Annotated in this window: 16 protein-coding genes; 13 read left to right on the top strand and 3 right to left on the bottom strand. The window is 67.9% G+C overall.

Going from position 1 to position 17,507, the window contains the following annotated elements:
* Positions 1–162 precede the first annotated feature (162 nt).
* The 7 genes from ACP59X_RS05870 (at position 163) to ACP59X_RS05840 (ending at position 7,118) form a co-directional block, all read left to right on the top strand.
* A complete protein-coding gene (locus tag ACP59X_RS05870; protein WP_428566169.1) occupies positions 163–795 on the top strand; it encodes a hypothetical protein in 633 nt (210 codons plus the stop codon).
* Between the two features lie 9 nt (positions 796–804).
* On the top strand, positions 805–1,299 hold the full coding sequence (locus tag ACP59X_RS05865) for a hypothetical protein (RefSeq protein WP_428566167.1): 495 nt from the start codon (positions 805–807) through the stop codon (positions 1,297–1,299).
* Positions 1,300–1,526: 227 nt separating this feature from the next.
* On the top strand, positions 1,527–2,510 hold the full coding sequence (gap, locus tag ACP59X_RS05860) for a type I glyceraldehyde-3-phosphate dehydrogenase (RefSeq protein WP_428566162.1): 984 nt from the start codon (positions 1,527–1,529) through the stop codon (positions 2,508–2,510).
* A gap of 176 nt (positions 2,511–2,686) precedes the next feature.
* A complete protein-coding gene (locus ACP59X_RS05855) occupies positions 2,687–3,856 on the top strand; it encodes a response regulator (protein ID WP_428566158.1) in 1,170 nt (389 codons plus the stop codon).
* 87 nt (positions 3,857–3,943) lie between these two features.
* Complete coding sequence (locus ACP59X_RS05850) at positions 3,944–4,210, top strand: hypothetical protein (RefSeq protein ID WP_428566156.1); 267 nt, start codon at positions 3,944–3,946, stop codon at positions 4,208–4,210.
* 49 nt (positions 4,211–4,259) lie between these two features.
* Positions 4,260–4,583 carry a hypothetical protein gene (locus tag ACP59X_RS05845; protein ID WP_428566153.1) on the top strand — a complete coding sequence of 108 codons (324 nt, stop codon included), beginning with the start codon at positions 4,260–4,262 and terminating at the stop codon, positions 4,581–4,583.
* Positions 4,584–5,126: 543 nt separating this feature from the next.
* Positions 5,127–7,118: a cellulose binding domain-containing protein gene (locus ACP59X_RS05840; RefSeq protein WP_428566150.1), complete on the top strand. Its 1,992-nt coding sequence runs from the start codon at positions 5,127–5,129 to the stop codon at positions 7,116–7,118.
* A gap of 150 nt (positions 7,119–7,268) precedes the next feature.
* Here ACP59X_RS05840 and secF read toward each other — a convergent pair whose 3' ends face one another.
* From secF to hflK, 3 genes are all read right to left on the bottom strand, one after another.
* Positions 7,269–8,366 carry a protein translocase subunit SecF gene (secF, locus tag ACP59X_RS05835; RefSeq protein ID WP_428566148.1) on the bottom strand — a complete coding sequence of 366 codons (1,098 nt, stop codon included), beginning with the start codon at positions 8,364–8,366 and terminating at the stop codon, positions 7,269–7,271.
* A 287-nt stretch (positions 8,367–8,653) separates the two neighbouring features.
* Positions 8,654–9,502 (bottom strand): protease modulator HflC, encoded by an 849-nt coding sequence (gene hflC / locus ACP59X_RS05830; protein ID WP_428566145.1) that lies wholly within the window; start codon positions 9,500–9,502, stop codon positions 8,654–8,656.
* Positions 9,499–10,626, bottom strand: a complete 1,128-nt coding sequence (gene hflK, locus ACP59X_RS05825; protein WP_428566142.1) for an FtsH protease activity modulator HflK — start codon at positions 10,624–10,626, stop codon at positions 9,499–9,501. The genes hflC and hflK overlap by 4 nt, the downstream gene beginning before the upstream one ends.
* Positions 10,627–10,709: 83 nt before the next feature.
* Here hflK and ACP59X_RS05820 point away from each other — a divergent pair, with 83 nt between their 5' ends.
* The 6 genes from ACP59X_RS05820 to ACP59X_RS05795 all read left to right on the top strand — a co-directional run bounded on the left by ACP59X_RS05820 (position 10,710) and on the right by ACP59X_RS05795 (position 17,446).
* Positions 10,710–12,077, top strand: a complete 1,368-nt coding sequence (locus ACP59X_RS05820) for a phosphomannomutase/phosphoglucomutase (protein WP_428566138.1) — start codon at positions 10,710–10,712, stop codon at positions 12,075–12,077.
* Positions 12,078–12,172: 95 nt separating this feature from the next.
* The gene (locus tag ACP59X_RS05815) at positions 12,173–12,658 is read left to right on the top strand and encodes a hypothetical protein (protein ID WP_428566134.1); all 486 of its coding nucleotides are present in this window, start codon (positions 12,173–12,175) and stop codon (positions 12,656–12,658) included.
* 244 nt (positions 12,659–12,902) lie between these two features.
* Entirely contained in the window at positions 12,903–14,114 is a 1,212-nt protein-coding gene (locus tag ACP59X_RS05810; protein WP_428566131.1) for an RCC1 domain-containing protein, read from the top strand.
* Positions 14,115–14,236: 122 nt separating this feature from the next.
* Positions 14,237–15,502 carry an efflux RND transporter periplasmic adaptor subunit gene (locus tag ACP59X_RS05805; RefSeq protein ID WP_428566129.1) on the top strand — a complete coding sequence of 422 codons (1,266 nt, stop codon included), beginning with the start codon at positions 14,237–14,239 and terminating at the stop codon, positions 15,500–15,502.
* Positions 15,499–16,206, top strand: coding sequence for an ABC transporter ATP-binding protein (locus ACP59X_RS05800; RefSeq protein WP_428566127.1), 708 nt, complete (start codon positions 15,499–15,501; stop codon positions 16,204–16,206). Before ACP59X_RS05805 ends, ACP59X_RS05800 begins: the two co-directional genes overlap by 4 nt.
* Positions 16,181–17,446, top strand: a complete 1,266-nt coding sequence (locus ACP59X_RS05795) for an ABC transporter permease (RefSeq protein ID WP_428566122.1) — start codon at positions 16,181–16,183, stop codon at positions 17,444–17,446. Before ACP59X_RS05800 ends, ACP59X_RS05795 begins: the two co-directional genes overlap by 26 nt.
* Positions 17,447–17,507: the final 61 nt, after the last annotated feature.

Raw genomic sequence — 17,507 nt, 5'->3', positions numbered from 1 at the left:
TGGGGCTCTCCTTGGGATGGAAACGGACGGGCGCAACCGCCCGGGAAATATGGGCGCGTTCTACGCCATGGCGGGCCGGCCGGCAACCCCGGGACCTTGACAATCGGGCCGGTGCCGGGCTTTGTGGGAGGCCGAGCCCATACGACCCCCAAGGAGCCGCCCATGCACCGCCGCCTGGCCCCCCTCGCCCTGACCGCCGTCCTGGCCCTGGCCGCCTTGACCGTCCGCCCCGCCCCGGCCGTGGCCGCGGCCAAGGCGCCCACCGAGATCGCCGGCCTCACCATCGGCGCCGACGCCGAAAGCCTGCGCGACCGCCTGGACCTGTCCCGGCTGGCCCCGCTGTGGGACCGGCCCTGGCTTATCCGGGCCAACCTCAAGCCCACCAAGGGCTTTGCCGCCGGTTACGTGATCCTCGGCGGCTGCGCCACCACCAACCGGGTGGAACGGGTACGGCTCAAATACAAGGACGGCTCCCTGGCCCTTTTCAACAAGCTGGCCAAGGAACTGACCGCCCGCTACGGCGTGCCCCTGCCGGTGACCGGCAAGAAAGACAGCAAGTACAAAGGACTGCGCTGGCTTTTCGGCACCAACAAGCCCACGGGCACCGACATCCTGCTCGAGCACTTCGAAACAGCAAACGACGAGGAAACCGCCGGCAACATCATCCGCATCACCGACAACGGGGCCATCGCCCAGGAACGCGCCTGCTACGACGGGCTGGTCCGCGGCACGCCCGAGCCCCAGCCGGCCTTTCCGCTTTTTGAAATCGACGATTCCTGGCTGTTGCCCAAGTAGGGGCCGGCCGTGGTCCTTGGCCATCTCGGGGCGGGCTCGCTTGGCGCACAGTGCCTGTTTCGCCGGGCGGGCCTGCCCTTTTGCCTGATCGCCGCCTTCGGCCCGGACTGGATCGACAAGCCCCTCAAGCTCCTTTTCGATCTGCCCGGCCACGGCATCGCCCACAGCCTGCTTGGCGGCCTGGCCTTCCTGGCGGCCTTCGCCTGGGCCTGCCGCCGCTTTTCCCTGCCGGGGAGCTGGCCGTACGTGGCCGCTTTTTTCTGGGGGCTGCACGGGCTGTGCGACCTGGTCAAGCCCGAGGCCCTGCTGTGGCCGTTTCTCGGGCCCTTTCCCACCTACGCCGCCACCACGGCCGAATCGGTGCGCAATTTCTACGCCGCGAGGCCCCTGTCGAGCCTGGCCGCCTGGGATCTGGGGCTGGCCCTGGCCGCCCTGGCGGCGCGGCTGCCCGGCCTTGTGCCGCGGCCGCGAAGGGGGCGCATGCTGTTCGAGGACAACACCTGAGAAGGCCCAATTTTCTCGAAGGCTACCGCTGTATTTTGAAGGGGGCGCCACACGGGCGGCCAGCCGGCGGCCCCCTGCGGCCAGGCGGCCCGAAAGCGGCGGGCAACCGGGTTCGCCGCGTCGTTATATTGACACAACACCTTGACCGGCCTATAATTTTGGACGCTTGCGGGCACAGCGTCCGCGTACGGCGGCATCGACACGAACCATCCCAGGAGGACACGCATATGGCGGTGACCATCGGCATCAACGGATTCGGCCGTATCGGCCGGTACCTGACGCGGCTTCTGGCCGACGACCCCGAGATCACCCTCGTGGCCATCAACGCCCGGGCCGACAACGCCCAGCTTGCCCACCTGCTCAAATACGATTCCGTGCACGGCCGGTTTTCCGGCACGGTCGAGCCCACCGACGCGGGGCTGGTGATCAACGGCAAGACCGTGCGGATCACCCGCCACGGCGGCGGCGAGTGGCGCTGGAGCGACTGCGGCTGCGACTACGTGGTGGAAACCACGGGCAAGTTCGTGGACCGCGAATCCTGCGAGAAACACATGGCCGCCGGCGCGAAAAAGGTCATCATCAGTGCGCCGGGCAAAAACGAGGACGTCACCATCGTCATGGGCGTCAACGACCACGAGCTTGCGGCCGAGCACAAGATCATCTCCAACGCTTCCTGCACCACCAACTGCCTGGCGCCCATCGCCAAGGCCCTAAACGACGCTTTCGGCATCAAGCACGGGCTGATGACCACCATCCACTCCTACACCATGAGCCAGCGCATCCTGGACGGCTCCCACAAGGACTGGCGCCGGGCCCGGGCCTGCGCCCTGTCCATGATCCCCACCACCACCGGCGCCGCCCGGGCCGTGACCAAGGTCATCCCGGCCCTGACCGGCCGCCTGGACGGCATGTCCATCCGGGTGCCCACGCCCAACGTCTCGGTGGTGGATTTCACCTGCGAGCTGGAAAAGGCCACGGACACGGCGGGCATGCTGGCCGTGCTCAAGGCCGCTTCCGGCGACAACCTGGGCTTTACCGACGAACCGCTGGTATCCGTCGATTTCGTGGGCGACACCCACGGCGGCGTGGTGGACGCCAAGGCCTCCCAGGTCCTGGACGGCACCATGGCCAAGGTGCTGGCCTGGTACGACAACGAGGCCGGCTTCACCAACCAGCTCGTGCGCCTCATCAAGATGGTGGCCGCCTTGTAGCCGGCTCCGCCTTGCCCTTTCCGACCCTTCGTCGCCCGCGGCCGGCCCTGGCCGCGGGCGACTTGTTTTGGCCGTTCGGCCAGGGATCATTTCGCCTCTAAAGCATCCGGGCCGATGGCCGATACGCTCAGTGCCGGGGGAAACGTCCCCGGAAACGACGCAGCGAGGATTCGGCCATGACCGCGCCCCATACGCCCCCGACGCTTTTCCGATCGCCCCTGATCGTCACCGCCAGCGACGGCCACGCCCGCATCGACCGGGAATTCTTCAAGCGCGCCCGCATCTTCGGCACGCACCACGCCGACTCGGGCGCCAGGGCCCTGGAAATGGCCCGCAAGGGCGAGGTCGACCTCATCGTGTGCGACGCGAGCCTGGCCGACATGGACGCCCGGTCCTTCGTCGCGGCGGTCAAGGCCGATCCGGCCCTGGCCCACATCCCGGTCATCCTGACCATGGTCGACGCCCGTCGGGCCGACGTCCTGTCCGCGGTCAAGCTCGGCGCGGCCGGCATCTGCCTGCGCCCCTACTCCGAGGACACCTTCCGCAAGCACCTGACCATGGCCGCCCACATGGCCCGCTTCGCCGCCGCCGAGAAGGCCGCCCTGGCCCGGGCCGCCGCCAAGGAGGCCGCCGGCGACCCCGAGGCCGCCAGGGACGCCTACGAGGCCGTGACCCGACTGCCCGACGACGCCCCGCGCTATTTCGAGGAAGGCATGGCCGCCCTGGCCGCCCGGGACATGGAACGCGCCATCCTGGCCTTCCACAAGGCTCTGGCCGTCAACACGCTGTTTGTCGAAGCCTACCTCGGCCTGGCCCGGGCCTGGAAGGCCAAGGGCAGCACCCGGCAGTACCGCCATTACATGAAGGAAGCGGCCTCGGCCTGCGCCCGGGCCAGCCGGTTCGTGGAACTGCGCGACCAGTTCCTCACCCTCCTTGGCGAGGACGAGGCCGGCTACAACCCCTTCCTGGCCCTGGGCAACGAACTGGTGCGCGAGCGCCACTACACCGCCGCCGTGATGCTCTATCGCCACGCCCTGGAACTGGCCCCGAAAAACGCCGACATCTACCTGGGCCTGTCAAGGGCCTACCATTTCCTGCGCCGCCCGGACCTGGCCCGGCGGGCCGCCGGCAAGAGCCTGGCCTTAAACAATCGTAATGAAGAAGCCCGGGCCCTCCAGCGCCGCCTGGCCGCCGGACGCCGCCCCGACGATATCGTGCCCATGGAGGAAGCGGCCGGCCAAGCGCCGCCTGCCCGCTATCCCTTGCTGCTGCGCGGCGTGCTCTACCTGGCCGGCCTGGCCGCCGAGACCCTGGTGCGCCCGAAAAAGGTCGCCCGCGCCGCCTGATCCGCCCCCCCGGGCCGACATTGCCTCGCCCGGGGAAATGGGGCATAGTCCCGCACAAGGACGGCTCACGTCCGAGGAGGATGCGCCATGCCCGACGCCGTCACCCCCGCCGGACATGTGGAAGCGAACCCCTCCGGCCACATCGAGGCCCTGCCCCCTGGCCGTTTCGAGGCCCTGCCCCCCGGTTTCGTGACCCCGTCACCGGCCGGTGCCGTGCAGACGACGCCGCCGACGGGATCGGTGGAAGTGCCTCCAGGCGGCCATGTGGACACCACCCCGGCCGGCAACACCCAACCCGTCGCCGCCGGCGTGGTGGAAGTCCCACTGGGAGGCATCGTCAACATCCGGCTGTAACGCCGACAAGTCTTTCCGCCGGCTTGCGCCGACCGACACGTGAACTGCCATGGCAAAATCCGTTTTTCTCCATCGTCTCGGGGCCGCCTGCGTGGGCGGCCTGCTCGTTTGCGCCTTGCTTTGGGGCTGTAGCGCCAAGATCACCCATGATCCCGGCTTCATGCTGGCCGAAAAGGTCAAATCCAGCCAGAACGCCTATTTGAGCTACGCCCAGGCCGAAGAGGACGCCCGACGCGAAGGCAACCTCGAAGCCCAGGAGCGCTACCACCAGGCCAAGGAACACGCGCTTTCCGACTACAAGCGCTACGACCAGGAACTGGCCCAGTACAAGGCCGGCCACCCGGGCAAGCTGCTCCCCGTCACCACCCCCTGATCCCGCTTCGCCCGGCGCTCGCCCAGACGCCCGTCAGCGCCGCTGGGCGCGCGAGACAGGGCGGCCCTGCCCGGCCGATGTCGCCGGTCGCGTCCTTGGGCGCATGGCCGGCGGGCGAGCCCGGCACGATCGAGGAGCCTGCCCACGGTGCGTCCGTGGCCGCGTACCGCTTCCGCTGCGATGCAATACGCCCGTTGCGTGAGTGGGGGCGCGGCCGACGGGCCGGCGAGAGTTGGACCGCAGCGCGTCGGTCCGTTGCGCCCCTTCCCGCCTGGCCGACGAGTACCGCCGATGTTGGTGGCGAATGCCGACGCCGTTGCGCCCCTCCACGCCTGGCCGACGGCCCCTGGCTGGCCGAGGCCGCCCTCCCCGCGAGGCCCGCTCCCGGTGGCCCGACCGGCCCACGATCCAGTCCCGGTGGAGTGCGGCGGCCGGCCCGGGGCCGGCCGGGCCGTTTCCTTTTTGGCTGGATATTTGCATGACAAATTTCCAGGCTTTGTTCGAGGCGGCCCCGCGCCTCCATCCAACCTCTGGGAGTTGCCCATGCGTATCCGCCCCGCCTGCTGGCCGGCCCTTGTGCTCCTGCTTCTTGCCGGCGGCCTGCCCCCCGCCGCCGCCCTGGCCCTGGACGGCGTCACCGCCAGCTTCGCCCTGACCCAGGACTGGGGCACGGGCTGCACGGCCGGCGTGACCATCACCAACACCGACTCCTCGCGCAGCCTCACCGACTGGCGGCTTTCCTTCAGCCTGGCCGGCACCGTGACCAGCAGCTGGGAGGCGACCCGCCTGGACGACCAGGACGGCAAGCTCGTCTTCGGCCCGGCGACCTGGAATGCCACCATCGCCCCGGGCGCCTCGGTGACCGTGGGCCTGTCCGTGACGCCCGGCGGCATCGCCGCCCCCGCCGCCCTGGAGGTGACCGGCTCCTGGTGCACGGACTGCACCACGACGACGACCACCACGACCACCACAGCCGACTCCCGCATCACGGCCGACCGGGACGGGACGACCTTCACCAGCGGCGGCAACACCCCGTTGCAGGTCCACGCCCGGGTCGGCCAGACGCGCACTTTCACCTTCGACAAGGCCGTCACGGCCGTCACGGCCCGCAATCCCGACGTGGCCCGGCTGAGCCTGGCCGACGGGGCGCTGGCGGTGACGGGGCGCGCCGCCGGCCGCACGGGCCTGCGCCTGACCTTCGCCGACGCCTCGGTCCTGTACGTCGGGCTTCGCATCGACACGGCCGCCGGCGCCCTGCCGGGCCTGCCGGGGCCGGTGGCCATCGGTTCGGTGTCCGAGGACACCGACGCCGACCTGTCCTTCTGGCGCGGCCACGAACCGGGCAAGGCCGGCACCCGGGCCGACATCCGCTACATCTACATCAACGGCGGCCCCATCAGCGGCTGGTCCTCCTGGGACCCGGACCGGGCCACCTCCTATGCCAAGGAAAGCCTCGTTTTGGGGCTCGTTCCCTTTTTCGTGTTCTACAACATCCCCGACGGCGGCGAGAGCTATTACACGGACCTGGCCCACGTCCAGGACGCCGACTACATGACGGCCTATTACGCCAATCTGGCCCTGTTCCTGTCCCAGGTCACGGCCGTCATGCAGGGCGAGCTCTACGGCGTGATCCTCGAACCGGACTTCCTCGGCTACATGCAGCAAAATTCCGGCCTGGCCCCGTCGGCCATCACCACCGCCGACGGCACACTCGTCGACACGGTCAAGCGCATCAACGCCCAGGTCCGGGCCGACGGCGGCAACGTGGTCTTCGGCTGGCAGCTCAACCTCTGGGCCTCGCCCACGGGCACGGGGGCGCGCGGTGTCATCCGCCGCACCGACGACAACGACCAGGGCTGGACGGTCGGCCGGCAGACCATCGTGAGCGTGGCCCAGGCGATCGCCGCCTATGCCCTGTCCGCCGGCATCCTGACCAGCGGCGCGGACTTCGTGTCCATCGACAAGTACGGCCTCGACGCCGGCATACAATCGCCCGACGATCCGGCCAATTCGACCTGGTTTTGGAACAGCGACCACTGGAACAATTATCTGCTGTTCGTCCAGACCCTGGGCCAGGCCACGGGCAAGCCCATGGTGCTGTGGCAGCTGCCCCTGGGCCGCGTAAACGCCACCTCCCGGGTCAGCGTGCGCACGGGCGAGCCCTTTCCGGACCTGGCCAACACCTCCCAGCACTACGAGGACAGTTGCGCCACCTATTTCCTGGGCGACACCGTACGCGAAGCGACAAGCCTGCGGGCCGATTACTTCGCCCAGAACAAGGCCGGCGACACGGCCCTCTCGGCTAGCGGCCTGACCGTGACCTGGGGCGAGCACATAAGCGCCCTGCCGGCGTACGGCGTTATCGCGGCCCTTTTCGGCGCCGGCGTCGGCGACAGCACCCACGGCACCGGCCAGCCGCCCACCGACAGCTGGTACTGGATCCAGTCGGTCCAGGAATACTACCTGGCCCACCCGGCCCCGGCCTCGGGCGGCCCGACCCTGCCGTTTTTGCCGCTGCTTCTGGGCGGGCAATGACCAGTCCGGCCCCAGGGCAAGGCAAACGGCCGCCGCATTTGACCTCGCCCCGGACGGCCGTGGCCCCGGCGACACGTCCGGCCCCGGAATAGGAGAAAGGCCGCCTCCTTGCGGAAGCGGCCTTTTTCGTGCCTGAAAGGGGCCGGCCTTCTAGGCCTTGGCCGGAGCCGGGCCGCCGGTCGGCGCTTCGGCGCCCTTGCGGGGGGTCAGCCCTTGGCCCAGGTCGAGCAGGATGGGGCTGGCCACGAAGACCGAGGAATAGGTGCCGGCCAGGATGCCGATGAGCATGGCCAGGGCGAAGTCGTGGATGACCGCGCCGCCCAGGAAGTACAGGCAGGTGACGGTGATCAGCGTCGTGCCGGCGGTCAGGATGGTGCGCGAGAGCGTCTCGTTGATGCTCTTGTTGATGACTTCCTCGAAGGGCACACTCTTGCCCACCGTGCGGTTTTTTTCCCGGATGCGGTCGTAGACGATGATGGTGTCGTTGAGGGAATAGCCGAGGATGGTGAGAAGCGCGGCCACGATGGTCAGGTCGAATTCCTTGTCCAGCAGCGAAAAGATGCCGACGGTGATGAGCACGTCGTGCAGGTCGGCCACCACCGCGCCCAGGGCGTATTTGAGGCGCATGACGAAGCACAGGGCCAGCGTGATGAGCATGGCGGCGACGATGAGCCAGACCGTGGAGGCGCCGGCGAGCTTGAGCAGGTAGATGCCGCCGGCCAGTCCGGCCGCCATCATGCCCGCCGCCATCCAGCGCTGCTCGAAGCGGCCGGAGATGTAGATGGCAATGAGCAGCACCGAATAGAAAATGGCTTCCAGGGCCTTGCCGCGCAGGTCCGCGCCGACCTTGGGCCCGACCATCTCCAGACGTTGGACCGAATAGCCCGAATCCGGCAGGTTCTTGGCCAGGGCCGCTTCCACCGAAGCCCGAACGGTCTCCTGGTTGACCTCGTTATCCGAGGCCCGGATGAGGAACTCGTTGGCCTCGTCCTGGCCGAAGCGCTGCACGACCACGTTTTGCAGCCCGACCCCGTCCACGGCCTTGGTGATGGCCTCGATATCGACGGCCTTGGCGAAACGGACCTGAATGGACAGGCCGCCGGCGAAGTCCACGCCGAAGCGGGGTCCGCCCTTGACGGCCAGGGAGACGAACCCGGCCACGATGATGGCCGCGGAGACCAGGTAGGCCAGCTTGCGGTACTTGAGAAAATTGATGTTGGTGCCGGGCCGGATCAGCTCGAGGACCATCGTTTCCCCCTCTGGGTTGCTGCGAAAATGGCAGGCGGGCACTGCCGCTACGGTTTTCCCGCCATACGGAAATGGGGTTGAACCTTCCGTCAAAGGCGCCGGCCTTGTCAAGCCCGGCCTTGCGGCGGGCGGGAAACCACGCCGGGCAATCGCCCGCGGCCGCTGCCAACCCTGGCCAGGCCGTTTGCCGGCGCGGCTGCGCACGCGCAAACCCATCCGGCTGCGGCCGTTGCCGGGCGGGCGTCATCGGGTCCGCCCGGTCGGCCAGGCCGGCCGGGCGGCGTCATTTATCGGAAGTATCTGAGGAAAGGGCTTTGCGGCGTCAGCACCAGGCGCGACTTGTGGGCAAACGCCTTCTGGTAGGCCTCGAGGCTTCGGGTGAAGGAAAAAAATTCCGGCGCCTTGGACACGGCCTCGGCCCAGACGGCGGCCGCCTCGGCGTCGCCGGCGCCCCGGAGCACCTCGGCCTGGCGTTCGGCCTCGGCCAGAAGCACCGCCCGGTCCTTGTCCGCCCCGGACTTGATCTTTTCCATCTCCTCCCAGCCCTCGGACCGGTAGAGCTTGGCTTGGCGTTCGCGCTCGGCCCGCATGCGGCCGTAGATGGCCTGGGCGTTTTCCGCCGGCAGGTCGGTGCGCTTGATGCGCACGTCCACCACCTGGATGCCGTAAGGCGCCAGCAATTCCGTGGATTTCTGCGTCACCTCGCCCATGATCGAGGCGCGTTTCTGCGAGACCACGTCGAGGAGCGTATAGCGGCCCAGGGCCACCCGCAGCTCCGCGTAGATGATGTCGTCGAGGCGCGCGTGGGCCCGGCCCACGGTGCGCAGGGTGCGGTAGAACAGCAAGGGGTCGACGATGCGCCAGCGGGCGTAATTGTCCACCACCAGGTTTTTCTTGTCGAGGGTGAGGACCTCGGCCGCCTTGGCGTCATATTCCAGCAGCCTGGCGTCGAAAAAGACCACGTTCTGGATAAACGGGATCTTGGCGTGCAGCCCCGGCCCCTTGGCATGGCCCGTGGGCTTGCCGAGCTGGAGCACGATGGCCGTTTCGGTCTGGTCCACGACATAGACGGTCTGGAAAGCGGCGATTAGGCCCAGGAAGGCCAGGGCGGCGCCGAGGATCAGGGAGGTTTTCACGGCCGGCCTCCCTTGGCCGCCTTGGCCGGGTCGGCCTTGGGCGCCTCGGTGCGGCCGGCGCCGTCACCGGGCGCGGCGGCCGGGGGCAGCTGGCCCAGCGGCAGATAGGGCACGGCCTGCCGCGCCGCCTCGTCGCTCAAGATGATTTTTTCCAGCTCCGGAGTGGACAGCAGGGATTCCATGCCTTCGATGTAGAGCCGCTCGCGGGTGACGTCCCGGGCCTTGTCGTATTCAGTGCGCAGGGCCGAAAACCGGTCCGCGCCGCCCTTGGCCCGGCGGATCGTCTGTTCGCGATAGGCGGTGGCCTCGTTTAAGATGGCGGCGGCCCGGCCCCGGGCCTTGGGCAGGATGTCGTTGAAGTAGGCGTCGGCCTCGTTGATGAAGCGGCTCTTGTCTTCCCGGGCGCTGGCCACGTCCTTGAAGGCCTCCACCACTTCCTTGGGCGGATGCACGTCCTGGAGCTGCACGGCCAGGATGTCGATGCCGCTGCCGTAGCGTTCGAGCATGGTCTGCAGGAGGACCTTGGTGTCGTTTTGGACCTTGAGCTTGCCCGAGGTGAGCACGGAATCGATCTGGGCGTCGCCCATCACCTCGCGCATGGCCGCCTCGGCCGCGCTTTTGACGGTCTCTTCGGGGTGGTCGATCCGGAACAGATAGTCCACGGCGTTGGCGATCTGGTACTGGACGCTGAACTGCACGTCCACAATGTTCTCGTCGCCGGTCAGCATGAGGGATTCCTCAGGCACCGAACGGTTTTGCAGGGACTCGCCCGAGCGGCCGTAGACCGAGCGGAAACCGATCTCCACCCGGCGCACCTGGGAAACCTTCGGGGTCTTTACGGTCTCGATGGGAAACGGTAAGTGGTAATGCGGTCCTGGTCCGGTGATCAGGACGTAGGCGCCGAAGCGCTGGACCACGCCGGCCTCGTCGGGCTCCACGATGTAGATGCCGCTGGCCGCCCATAAAAGGAGCACCACGAGCACCGCGATTTTCGGCCCACCCGGCAGCCGTGGCTTGAAGGTGGACAGTTTTTTCCCCAGATCCTCGCCGAAACGGCCGGGATCGGGCAGCGGCGATCCCTGGCGGCGTTTTTGCTCCGAGAGCTTTTCCCAATCCCAGTTCATTTCAGGCGGCATAGGGGACTTGCCGGGGAAGGTCAAGGGAAGCCGGCCTGGGGGCTTGCCGCCGTATTTCGCGAGGAGGATGCATGAAGCCAGTGTCGCCCGGGGTTTTCCGGGCCTATGATATCCGGGGGCTGGTCGACGTCGATTTCGATCCGGACTGGGTGGAGCTGCTCGGCCGGGCGGCCGGGACCTTCTTTTTGCGCCGGGGCTATTCCCAGGCCGTGGTCGGCCACGACTGCCGGCTGACCTCGCCGGCCTACCAGGCCAGCCTGGCCGCCGGACTGGCCTCGTGCGGCATCGACGTCACCTGCCTGCACATGGTGCCCACCCCGGCGTTCTACTACGGGGTCAAGGCCCTTGGCCGCAAAGCCGGCATCATGGTGACGGCCAGCCACAACCCGCCGGAATTCAACGGTTTCAAAATCTGGGCCGGCGAGACCACCATCCACACCGCGGCCCTGCGCGAACTCTACGACATCATGGCCGCGGGCGATTTCGCCGCCGGCGCGGGCGTGGTTTGCGAGCACGACATCAAGCCGTCCTACGTGGAGCATGTGGCCGAGCAGATGACCCTGGCCCGCCCGGTCAGGGTCGTGGTGGACGGCGGCAACGGGGCGGGGGGGCTTCTGTGCGCCGAGGTGCTGCGCCAGTGCGGCGCCGAGGTGGTGCCGCTTTTCTGCGAGCCCGACGGCCGCTTCCCCAACCACCATCCCGACCCGGTGGTGCTGGAAAACGTGGCCGACCTGGCGGCCCGGGTGGTGGAGGCCGGGGCCGATTTCGGCGTGGGCCTTGACGGCGACGCCGACCGCATCGGCGTGGTGGACGCCACGGGCCGGCTGCTCTACGGCGACCAGGTGCTGGCCATCTACGCCCGGTCGGTGCTGGCCGTGCATCCCGGGGCCACGGTCATCGGCGAGGTCAAGTGCAGCCATTTGCTGTACAAGGACATCGCCGCCCACGGCGGCAACCCGATCATGGCCGCCACCGGCCATTCGCTGATCAAGTCGCGCATGCGGGAAACCGGTGCGGTGCTGGCCGGCGAGATGAGCGGCCACATGTTTTTCGCCGACCGCTACTACGGCTTCGACGACGGCCTGTACGCCGCCGCCCGGCTGGCCGAGATCGTGGCCGGCACGACCGTGCCGCTGGGCGCCATGCTGGCCGACTGGCCGGCCACGGTCAACACGCCGGAAATCCGCCTGGACTGCCCCGACGCCATCAAGTTCGAGGTGGTGGCGCGAGCCCAGACCTTTTTTCGGGAACGCTTCGACGTCATCGACGTGGACGGGGTGCGGCTGACCTTCCCCGACGGCTGGGGACTGCTGCGCGCCTCCAACACCCAGCCCGTGCTGGTGCTGCGTTTCGAGGCCGAAACGCCCGAGCGGCTGGCGGAAATCCGCCGCATCATCGAGGAACCCGTGGCCGAATGGATCGCGGCATTGGCCGGCTGACGCTTTGGCCCGGCCTTGCCGCGGCATGGCCGGGCGCGGCACAGTTTCATCCGGCCTTGTCGCGGCATGGCCGGGCGCGGCATGGAGGTTTGTTTATGCGGATGGGGTCGCTCGTATTGTTGCTGCTTGTGGTTTGTTGTTGCCGTCCGGCCCTGGCCCAGACCTACCACCCCAACCCGGCGCTCGGCGAAATGCTGGCCAAGCTGCCCTACATCGCCCAGTCCAACAATGCCGGCGGCCGCAACATCCTGGACAACAGCTGCATCTTCAAGGACAGCTTCTCGTTGAGCCCCTCCAAGGAAGTGGCCAAGCAGTGCGACGCCGCCCGGGCCACGGCGGAATTCACGGCCAAGTACGGCCCGCCCGACGCCACCTCGCCGGCGCCGGGCGGCAAGACGCAGCTCGAGTATTTCCTGCTCTTCAATGAAAACAGCTACCACGTGAAGGTGTTCGTGGGCTGTGCCGACGGCAAGACCGAGACCTTCGCCATGGTCGAGTGCAAGGTCGAGAAAAACCGGGCCAAGCCCGGCCCCCCGCCCAAGGAGGCACGGGACTTCTGGAAAAAGCTGTCGCCGTTTTAGGCGCAATGCCCGCAATCGGAACAATATCAGGGGGCATGCTCGCCCTCTGCCGGATGCGGGGCATCCGGTGTCCCGCGCGGCCTGGCGGTTTTCAGCAGGCCTGTTGACAGGGATTGCCGCACTGTATAATCCTTGAACCCATCTTCCTTTGCTGTTGGATTCGTCGGTTCCAGGCCTTTCAGGATTGTGTTGTATCACGCCGAGTTACTCAGCCAAGCAATCCCCCCAACACGAGGGCCCAGCCATGTTTCCATCCCTTCACGTATCCGGCATTCGCATTGGTTTCGGCTTCATTGCTGCCGCAATGTTCTGGTGTTGCAGCCATCCCCTTCACGCCGCCCTGACGCCGAGCCTGGCTGGCGGGGCGAATTATGCCCTGTGCCTGTACGCCGACGGAACCGTCCACGCCTGGGGCAATAACGGGGCCGGGCAACTCGGGGACGGCGGGCAGTCCGACAGCTCGAATCCCGTGGCCGTGAAAAATCTGACCAACGTCAAGACCATTGCCGCCGGCATGGAGCATGCCTTGGCGATCCGAAATGATGGCGCGATGTTCGCCTGGGGCAATAACGGCCAGGGGCAACTCGGCAACGACAGCACGCAAAGCGTCAATGTCCCCGTCGCGACCAGCCAGCCACCGGGCCTGTCCGATCCCATCGCCGTCGCCGGCGGCTGCTACCACTCCCTGGCCCTGGCCAGCGATGGCACGGTCTGGGCATGGGGACGCAACACCGAAGGACAGCTCGGCAACAACACCACCGAGGCCAGCCTCACCCCCGTCCAGGTCCAAGGGCTTGCCTCCATCAAAGCCATCGCCGCCGGCTGCATCCACTCCCTGGCCCTGGCCAGCGACGGCACCGTCTGGGGCTGGGGAGGCAACGGCGCCGGCCAACTCGGCGACGGCTCCACCTCCAACCGCCTCACACCGGTGACGATGTCGCAAAACACCGGCCTGACCACCGCCAAAGCCATCGCCGCCGGCTGGCAACACACCTTGGTCCTGGCCGACAACGGCACGGTCTGGGGATGCGGTTTCAATGATGTCGGCCAGTTGGGCATCGGCGTGACGGGCAACCGCAACCAGCCCGTCATGGCCGTCAACCTCACCGGAGTGGCCGGCATCGACGCGGGCGATTACCACTCCCTTGCCGTGACGCAGGCAGGCTCGGTCTACACCTGGGGCTGGGGACATTACGGTCAACTCGGGAGCGGCACGACGAGCAATCGCCTCACCCCGGGGCTCGTCGACAACCTGTCCGGCGTGATCCAGGTCGTTGGCGGAAACGGCCATACCCAGGCCCTCAAGTCCCACGGGCATGTCTGGGCCTGGGGCGAAAATGCCAGCGGCCAGATCGGCGACGGCACCTTTGCCCAGCGCCTGCTGCCCGTCCAGGGTTTGAGCGATCCCTGGCCCCTGGTGCCCATCACGACGCCGACGTGGCTCCTGCTCCAATGAGGACTTCGCCGTAAGACGCTCCCTGTGAAAAAACGCGCCTCGCGCGCGGCGCCAGCCCCCGATTTGCCCCCCCGGCCGTTCCGGGATATACGACGGAAAAACCGCTCTCCCGGATACACCGCATGCGCATTGTCAAATGGCTCTTTTTCCTTGTCCTTCTCGCCGGTGGCGGACTTTTCGCCTGGACGCAGTTCCACAAGAAAGTCGAACCGCCCCGGGTCCTGGCCACGGCCGAAGCGCAAATCGGCGACGTGCGCAAGGTCCTGGAAGCAACCGGCATCATCAAGGCGCAAGTCGGCGCCATCGTCAAAATCGGCGCCCGGGCCACAGGCACCATCAAGGAAATGAACGTCAAGGTCGGCGACGAGGTCCACACCGGCCAGCTCATCGCCGTCATCGACGACCGCGAACTGCGCGCCCAACTCGACGAGGCGCAGGCGAAGCTCGCCCGGGCCACGGCCGAACTGGCCCAGGTCGAGGCCGTCTACCCCAAACGCATCGCCGAAGCCCAGGCCGAGGAACGCCTGTCCCAGGCCAAAAGCGAATACGCCGCCGCCAACCTCAAACGCCAGGAGGAACTCTACGGCAAGTCGCTCATTGCCCGCGACGTCCTCGACGCCGCCCGCCGCGACGCGCTCGTCGGCCAAAACGAGGTCCTGGCCCGCCAAGCCTCCCAGGTGCGCCTGGAAACGGAATTCGAAAAAGAGCGTTTCAAGGCCCAGAAAGCCAAGGAAGAAGCCGAAGCCGTCATCGAATCCGTCAAGACCAAGATTTCCTACACCCGCATCGTCAGCCCCATCGACGGCGTGGTCGCCCTGGTCACCTCCCAGGCCGGCGAAACCGTGGTGGCCGGCCTGCAAGTGGCCAACCTGATTACCGTGCTCGATCCGACCCGCCTGGAAATGTGGATCTACGTGGACGAGACCGACGTGGGCCAGGTCCACCCCGGCCTGCCCGTGGAATTTCGCGTCGACGCCCACCCCGGCACGACCTTTTCCGGCAGCGTGGACCAGATCTATCCCCAGCCCGAAATCCGCGACAACATCGTCTACTACCAGGCCCTGGTGCGCCTGGACCCCAAGGAATCGGCGCGCCTGCGCCCGGAGATGACCACCCAGTGCCAGATCGTGGTCCAGGAGAAAAAGGGCGTGCTGGTCATCCCCAACGCCGCCCTCAAATGGATCGGCAACCGCCAGGTGGTGTTCGCGGTGGGCGAGGGCGACGCCGTGCGCGAGGTCCAGCCCGGCCTTGGCCTCGAAGGCCTCAACGAAACCGAGGTGACGTCCGGGCTGACGCCTGGCGAGAAGGTGGCCACCCAGATCGTCCTGCCGGGGCTGGCCGCGCCGGTGGTCAACGCCCCCAAGCCCAACCGGCCGAGCACGCGATGACGCTGCCCCGCCAGAGCCGCTCCGCCGACGGGCCGCTGATCGAACTGGCCGACGTCACACGGACCTATGTCATGGGCGAGGCCCGGCACACCGTGCTGGACGGGGTCAGTCTGGCCATCGGCGCCGGTGAGTTCGTGGCCGTCATGGGCCCGTCGGGCTCGGGCAAATCCACCCTGCTCCACATCCTTGGCCTGCTCGACCGCCCCAGCGCCGGCAGCTACCGCCTGGGCGGGCGCGACACCGGGGCGCTGTCCGACGACGACCTGTCGCGGCTGCGCAACCAGGCCATCGGCTTCGTCTTCCAGAGCTTCTACCTCATCCCCTACGCCACGGCGCTCGACAACGTGCTCCTGCCGGGGCTCTACAGCGACACCCCGGGCGGCCGGCTGCGCCGCCGGGGCGAGGAGCTCCTGGCCAAGGTCGGGCTCACCCCCCAGGCCGGCCACAAGCCCTCCCAGCTCTCCGGCGGCCAGCAGCAACGCGTGGCCGTGGCCCGGGCGCTCATCAACGACCCGGACCTGATCCTGGCCGACGAACCCACCGGCCAGCTCGATTCGGCCACCAGCGCCGAAATCATGGAACTGCTCGCCTCCGTCAACCGCGAGGCCGGCAAGACCGTCATCGTCGTCACCCACGACACGGCCACGGCCGCCTACGCGCGCCGGCAAATCCACGTCCATGACGGCCGCGTGGACAACGAGTAGGCGCGCCGCCCGCGTCCTGTGGCGCATCCAGCGCATGGCCGCCCTGGCCCTGTGGGCCCACAAGGCCCGCAGCTGTTTCGTCATCGCCGCCGTGGCCATGGGCATCGCGGCCCTGACCGTCATTGTCGCCTCGGTGGACGGCGCCCGGCGCAAGGCCCTGGAGATCGTGGATTTCTTCGGGCCGGACGCGGTCATGGTCATCGGCGGCGACATCGAGAACCGGCCCGTGGGCCAGCGCTTCAACACCCTGACCTGGGCCGACGCCCGGGCCGTGGCGAGATCGCTTCCCGGGGCCTACGCCGTGCTGCCCATGCGCTCCGTGCGCCAGATCACGCTTAAATACGGCAACCGCAACCACGAAGCGCCGGTGGTGGTCGGGGCCACGGAAAACTACGCCAAGACCTGGAACTGGCCCCTGGCCGAGGGACGCGACCTGTCGGCCGAGGACGTGGCCCGGGGGGCCAAGGTGGCCCTTATCGGCGACGAGCCGGCCAGGCAGCTTTTTGGCGACGCCTCGCCGCTCGGCCAGACCATCCTGGTGAAAAACCTGCCCGTGCAGATCGTCGGCCGCCTGGCCTACCGGGGCTTTTCCGGCGGCGGCTCCGACGTCACCATCGACGACCGCATCATCATGCCCATTACGACCCTGACCCAGCGCTTCAACCTGAACCGGAACTACTTCCGCGGCCTTCGCATCAAATTCCACGACCCCGAACTCATCGACGTCCATCGCGACAACCTGCGCTCCCTGCTGCGCCACCTGCACAAGCTCGGCCCCACGGAAAACGACGACTTCACCATCATCTCGGCCAGCGAAATCCTGAAGTTCCTCACGGCCTTCACCGGCGGCCTGGTGGCCTTTCTGGGCCTGACAGCGGCCGTGGCCATCACGGTCGGCGGCTTCGTGTTGGCCAACCTGATGTTTTTAAGCGTCAGCGAGCGCAAGGTGGAAATCGGCCTGCGCAAGGCCGTGGGCGCCAGCGGCGCGGCCATCACCGCCCAGTTCCTCTCCGAGGCCCTCTACCTGACCATGGCCGGCGCGTTGTGCGGTGTGGGGCTGGGGGTGGCCCTGAGCGAATCCCTGTCGCGCCTGGGGCTGCTCGAACTGCGCCTGTCGCCCAAGATCTTCGTCCTGTCCCTGGCCGCCGCCCTGGCCATCGCCCTGGTCTTCGGCCTCAAGCCCGCCCGCAAGGCCGCCGCCATGGACCCTATCGAGGCGCTCAGGGGAGGTGGGGAATGAGGCGGTGGGAAGAGAAGAGAAGATGCCTCCGGCGGCCGGGGGGCATGATGCCCCCCGGACC

It is taken from the genome of Solidesulfovibrio sp. DCME (assembly GCF_049995385.1).
Lineage (GTDB): Bacteria > Desulfobacterota > Desulfovibrionia > Desulfovibrionales > Desulfovibrionaceae > Solidesulfovibrio.
Note: the sequence above shows the minus strand (reverse complement) of the source record. Positions and strands in the feature narration are given on the sequence as shown.

Excerpts from the sequence above, each read along its gene's own strand:
- ACP59X_RS05870 (WP_428566169.1), top strand. The coding sequence starts at position 163 with ATGCACCGCCGCCTGGCCCCCCTCGCCCTGACCGCCGTCCTGGCCCTG.
- gap (WP_428566162.1), top strand. The coding sequence starts at position 1,527 with ATGGCGGTGACCATCGGCATCAACGGATTCGGCCGTATCGGCCGGTAC.
- ACP59X_RS05855 (WP_428566158.1), top strand. The coding sequence starts at position 2,687 with ATGACCGCGCCCCATACGCCCCCGACGCTTTTCCGATCGCCCCTGATC.
- ACP59X_RS05850 (WP_428566156.1), top strand. The coding sequence starts at position 3,944 with ATGCCCGACGCCGTCACCCCCGCCGGACATGTGGAAGCGAACCCCTCC.
- ACP59X_RS05845 (WP_428566153.1), top strand. The coding sequence starts at position 4,260 with ATGGCAAAATCCGTTTTTCTCCATCGTCTCGGGGCCGCCTGCGTGGGC.
- ACP59X_RS05840 (WP_428566150.1), top strand. The coding sequence starts at position 5,127 with ATGCGTATCCGCCCCGCCTGCTGGCCGGCCCTTGTGCTCCTGCTTCTT.
- secF (WP_428566148.1), bottom strand. The coding sequence starts at position 8,366 with ATGGTCCTCGAGCTGATCCGGCCCGGCACCAACATCAATTTTCTCAAG.
- hflK (WP_428566142.1), bottom strand. The coding sequence starts at position 10,626 with ATGAACTGGGATTGGGAAAAGCTCTCGGAGCAAAAACGCCGCCAGGGA.
- ACP59X_RS05820 (WP_428566138.1), top strand. The coding sequence starts at position 10,710 with ATGAAGCCAGTGTCGCCCGGGGTTTTCCGGGCCTATGATATCCGGGGG.
- ACP59X_RS05815 (WP_428566134.1), top strand. The coding sequence starts at position 12,173 with ATGCGGATGGGGTCGCTCGTATTGTTGCTGCTTGTGGTTTGTTGTTGC.
- ACP59X_RS05810 (WP_428566131.1), top strand. The coding sequence starts at position 12,903 with ATGTTTCCATCCCTTCACGTATCCGGCATTCGCATTGGTTTCGGCTTC.
- ACP59X_RS05805 (WP_428566129.1), top strand. The coding sequence starts at position 14,237 with ATGCGCATTGTCAAATGGCTCTTTTTCCTTGTCCTTCTCGCCGGTGGC.
- ACP59X_RS05800 (WP_428566127.1), top strand. The coding sequence starts at position 15,499 with ATGACGCTGCCCCGCCAGAGCCGCTCCGCCGACGGGCCGCTGATCGAA.
- ACP59X_RS05795 (WP_428566122.1), top strand. The coding sequence starts at position 16,181 with ATGACGGCCGCGTGGACAACGAGTAGGCGCGCCGCCCGCGTCCTGTGG.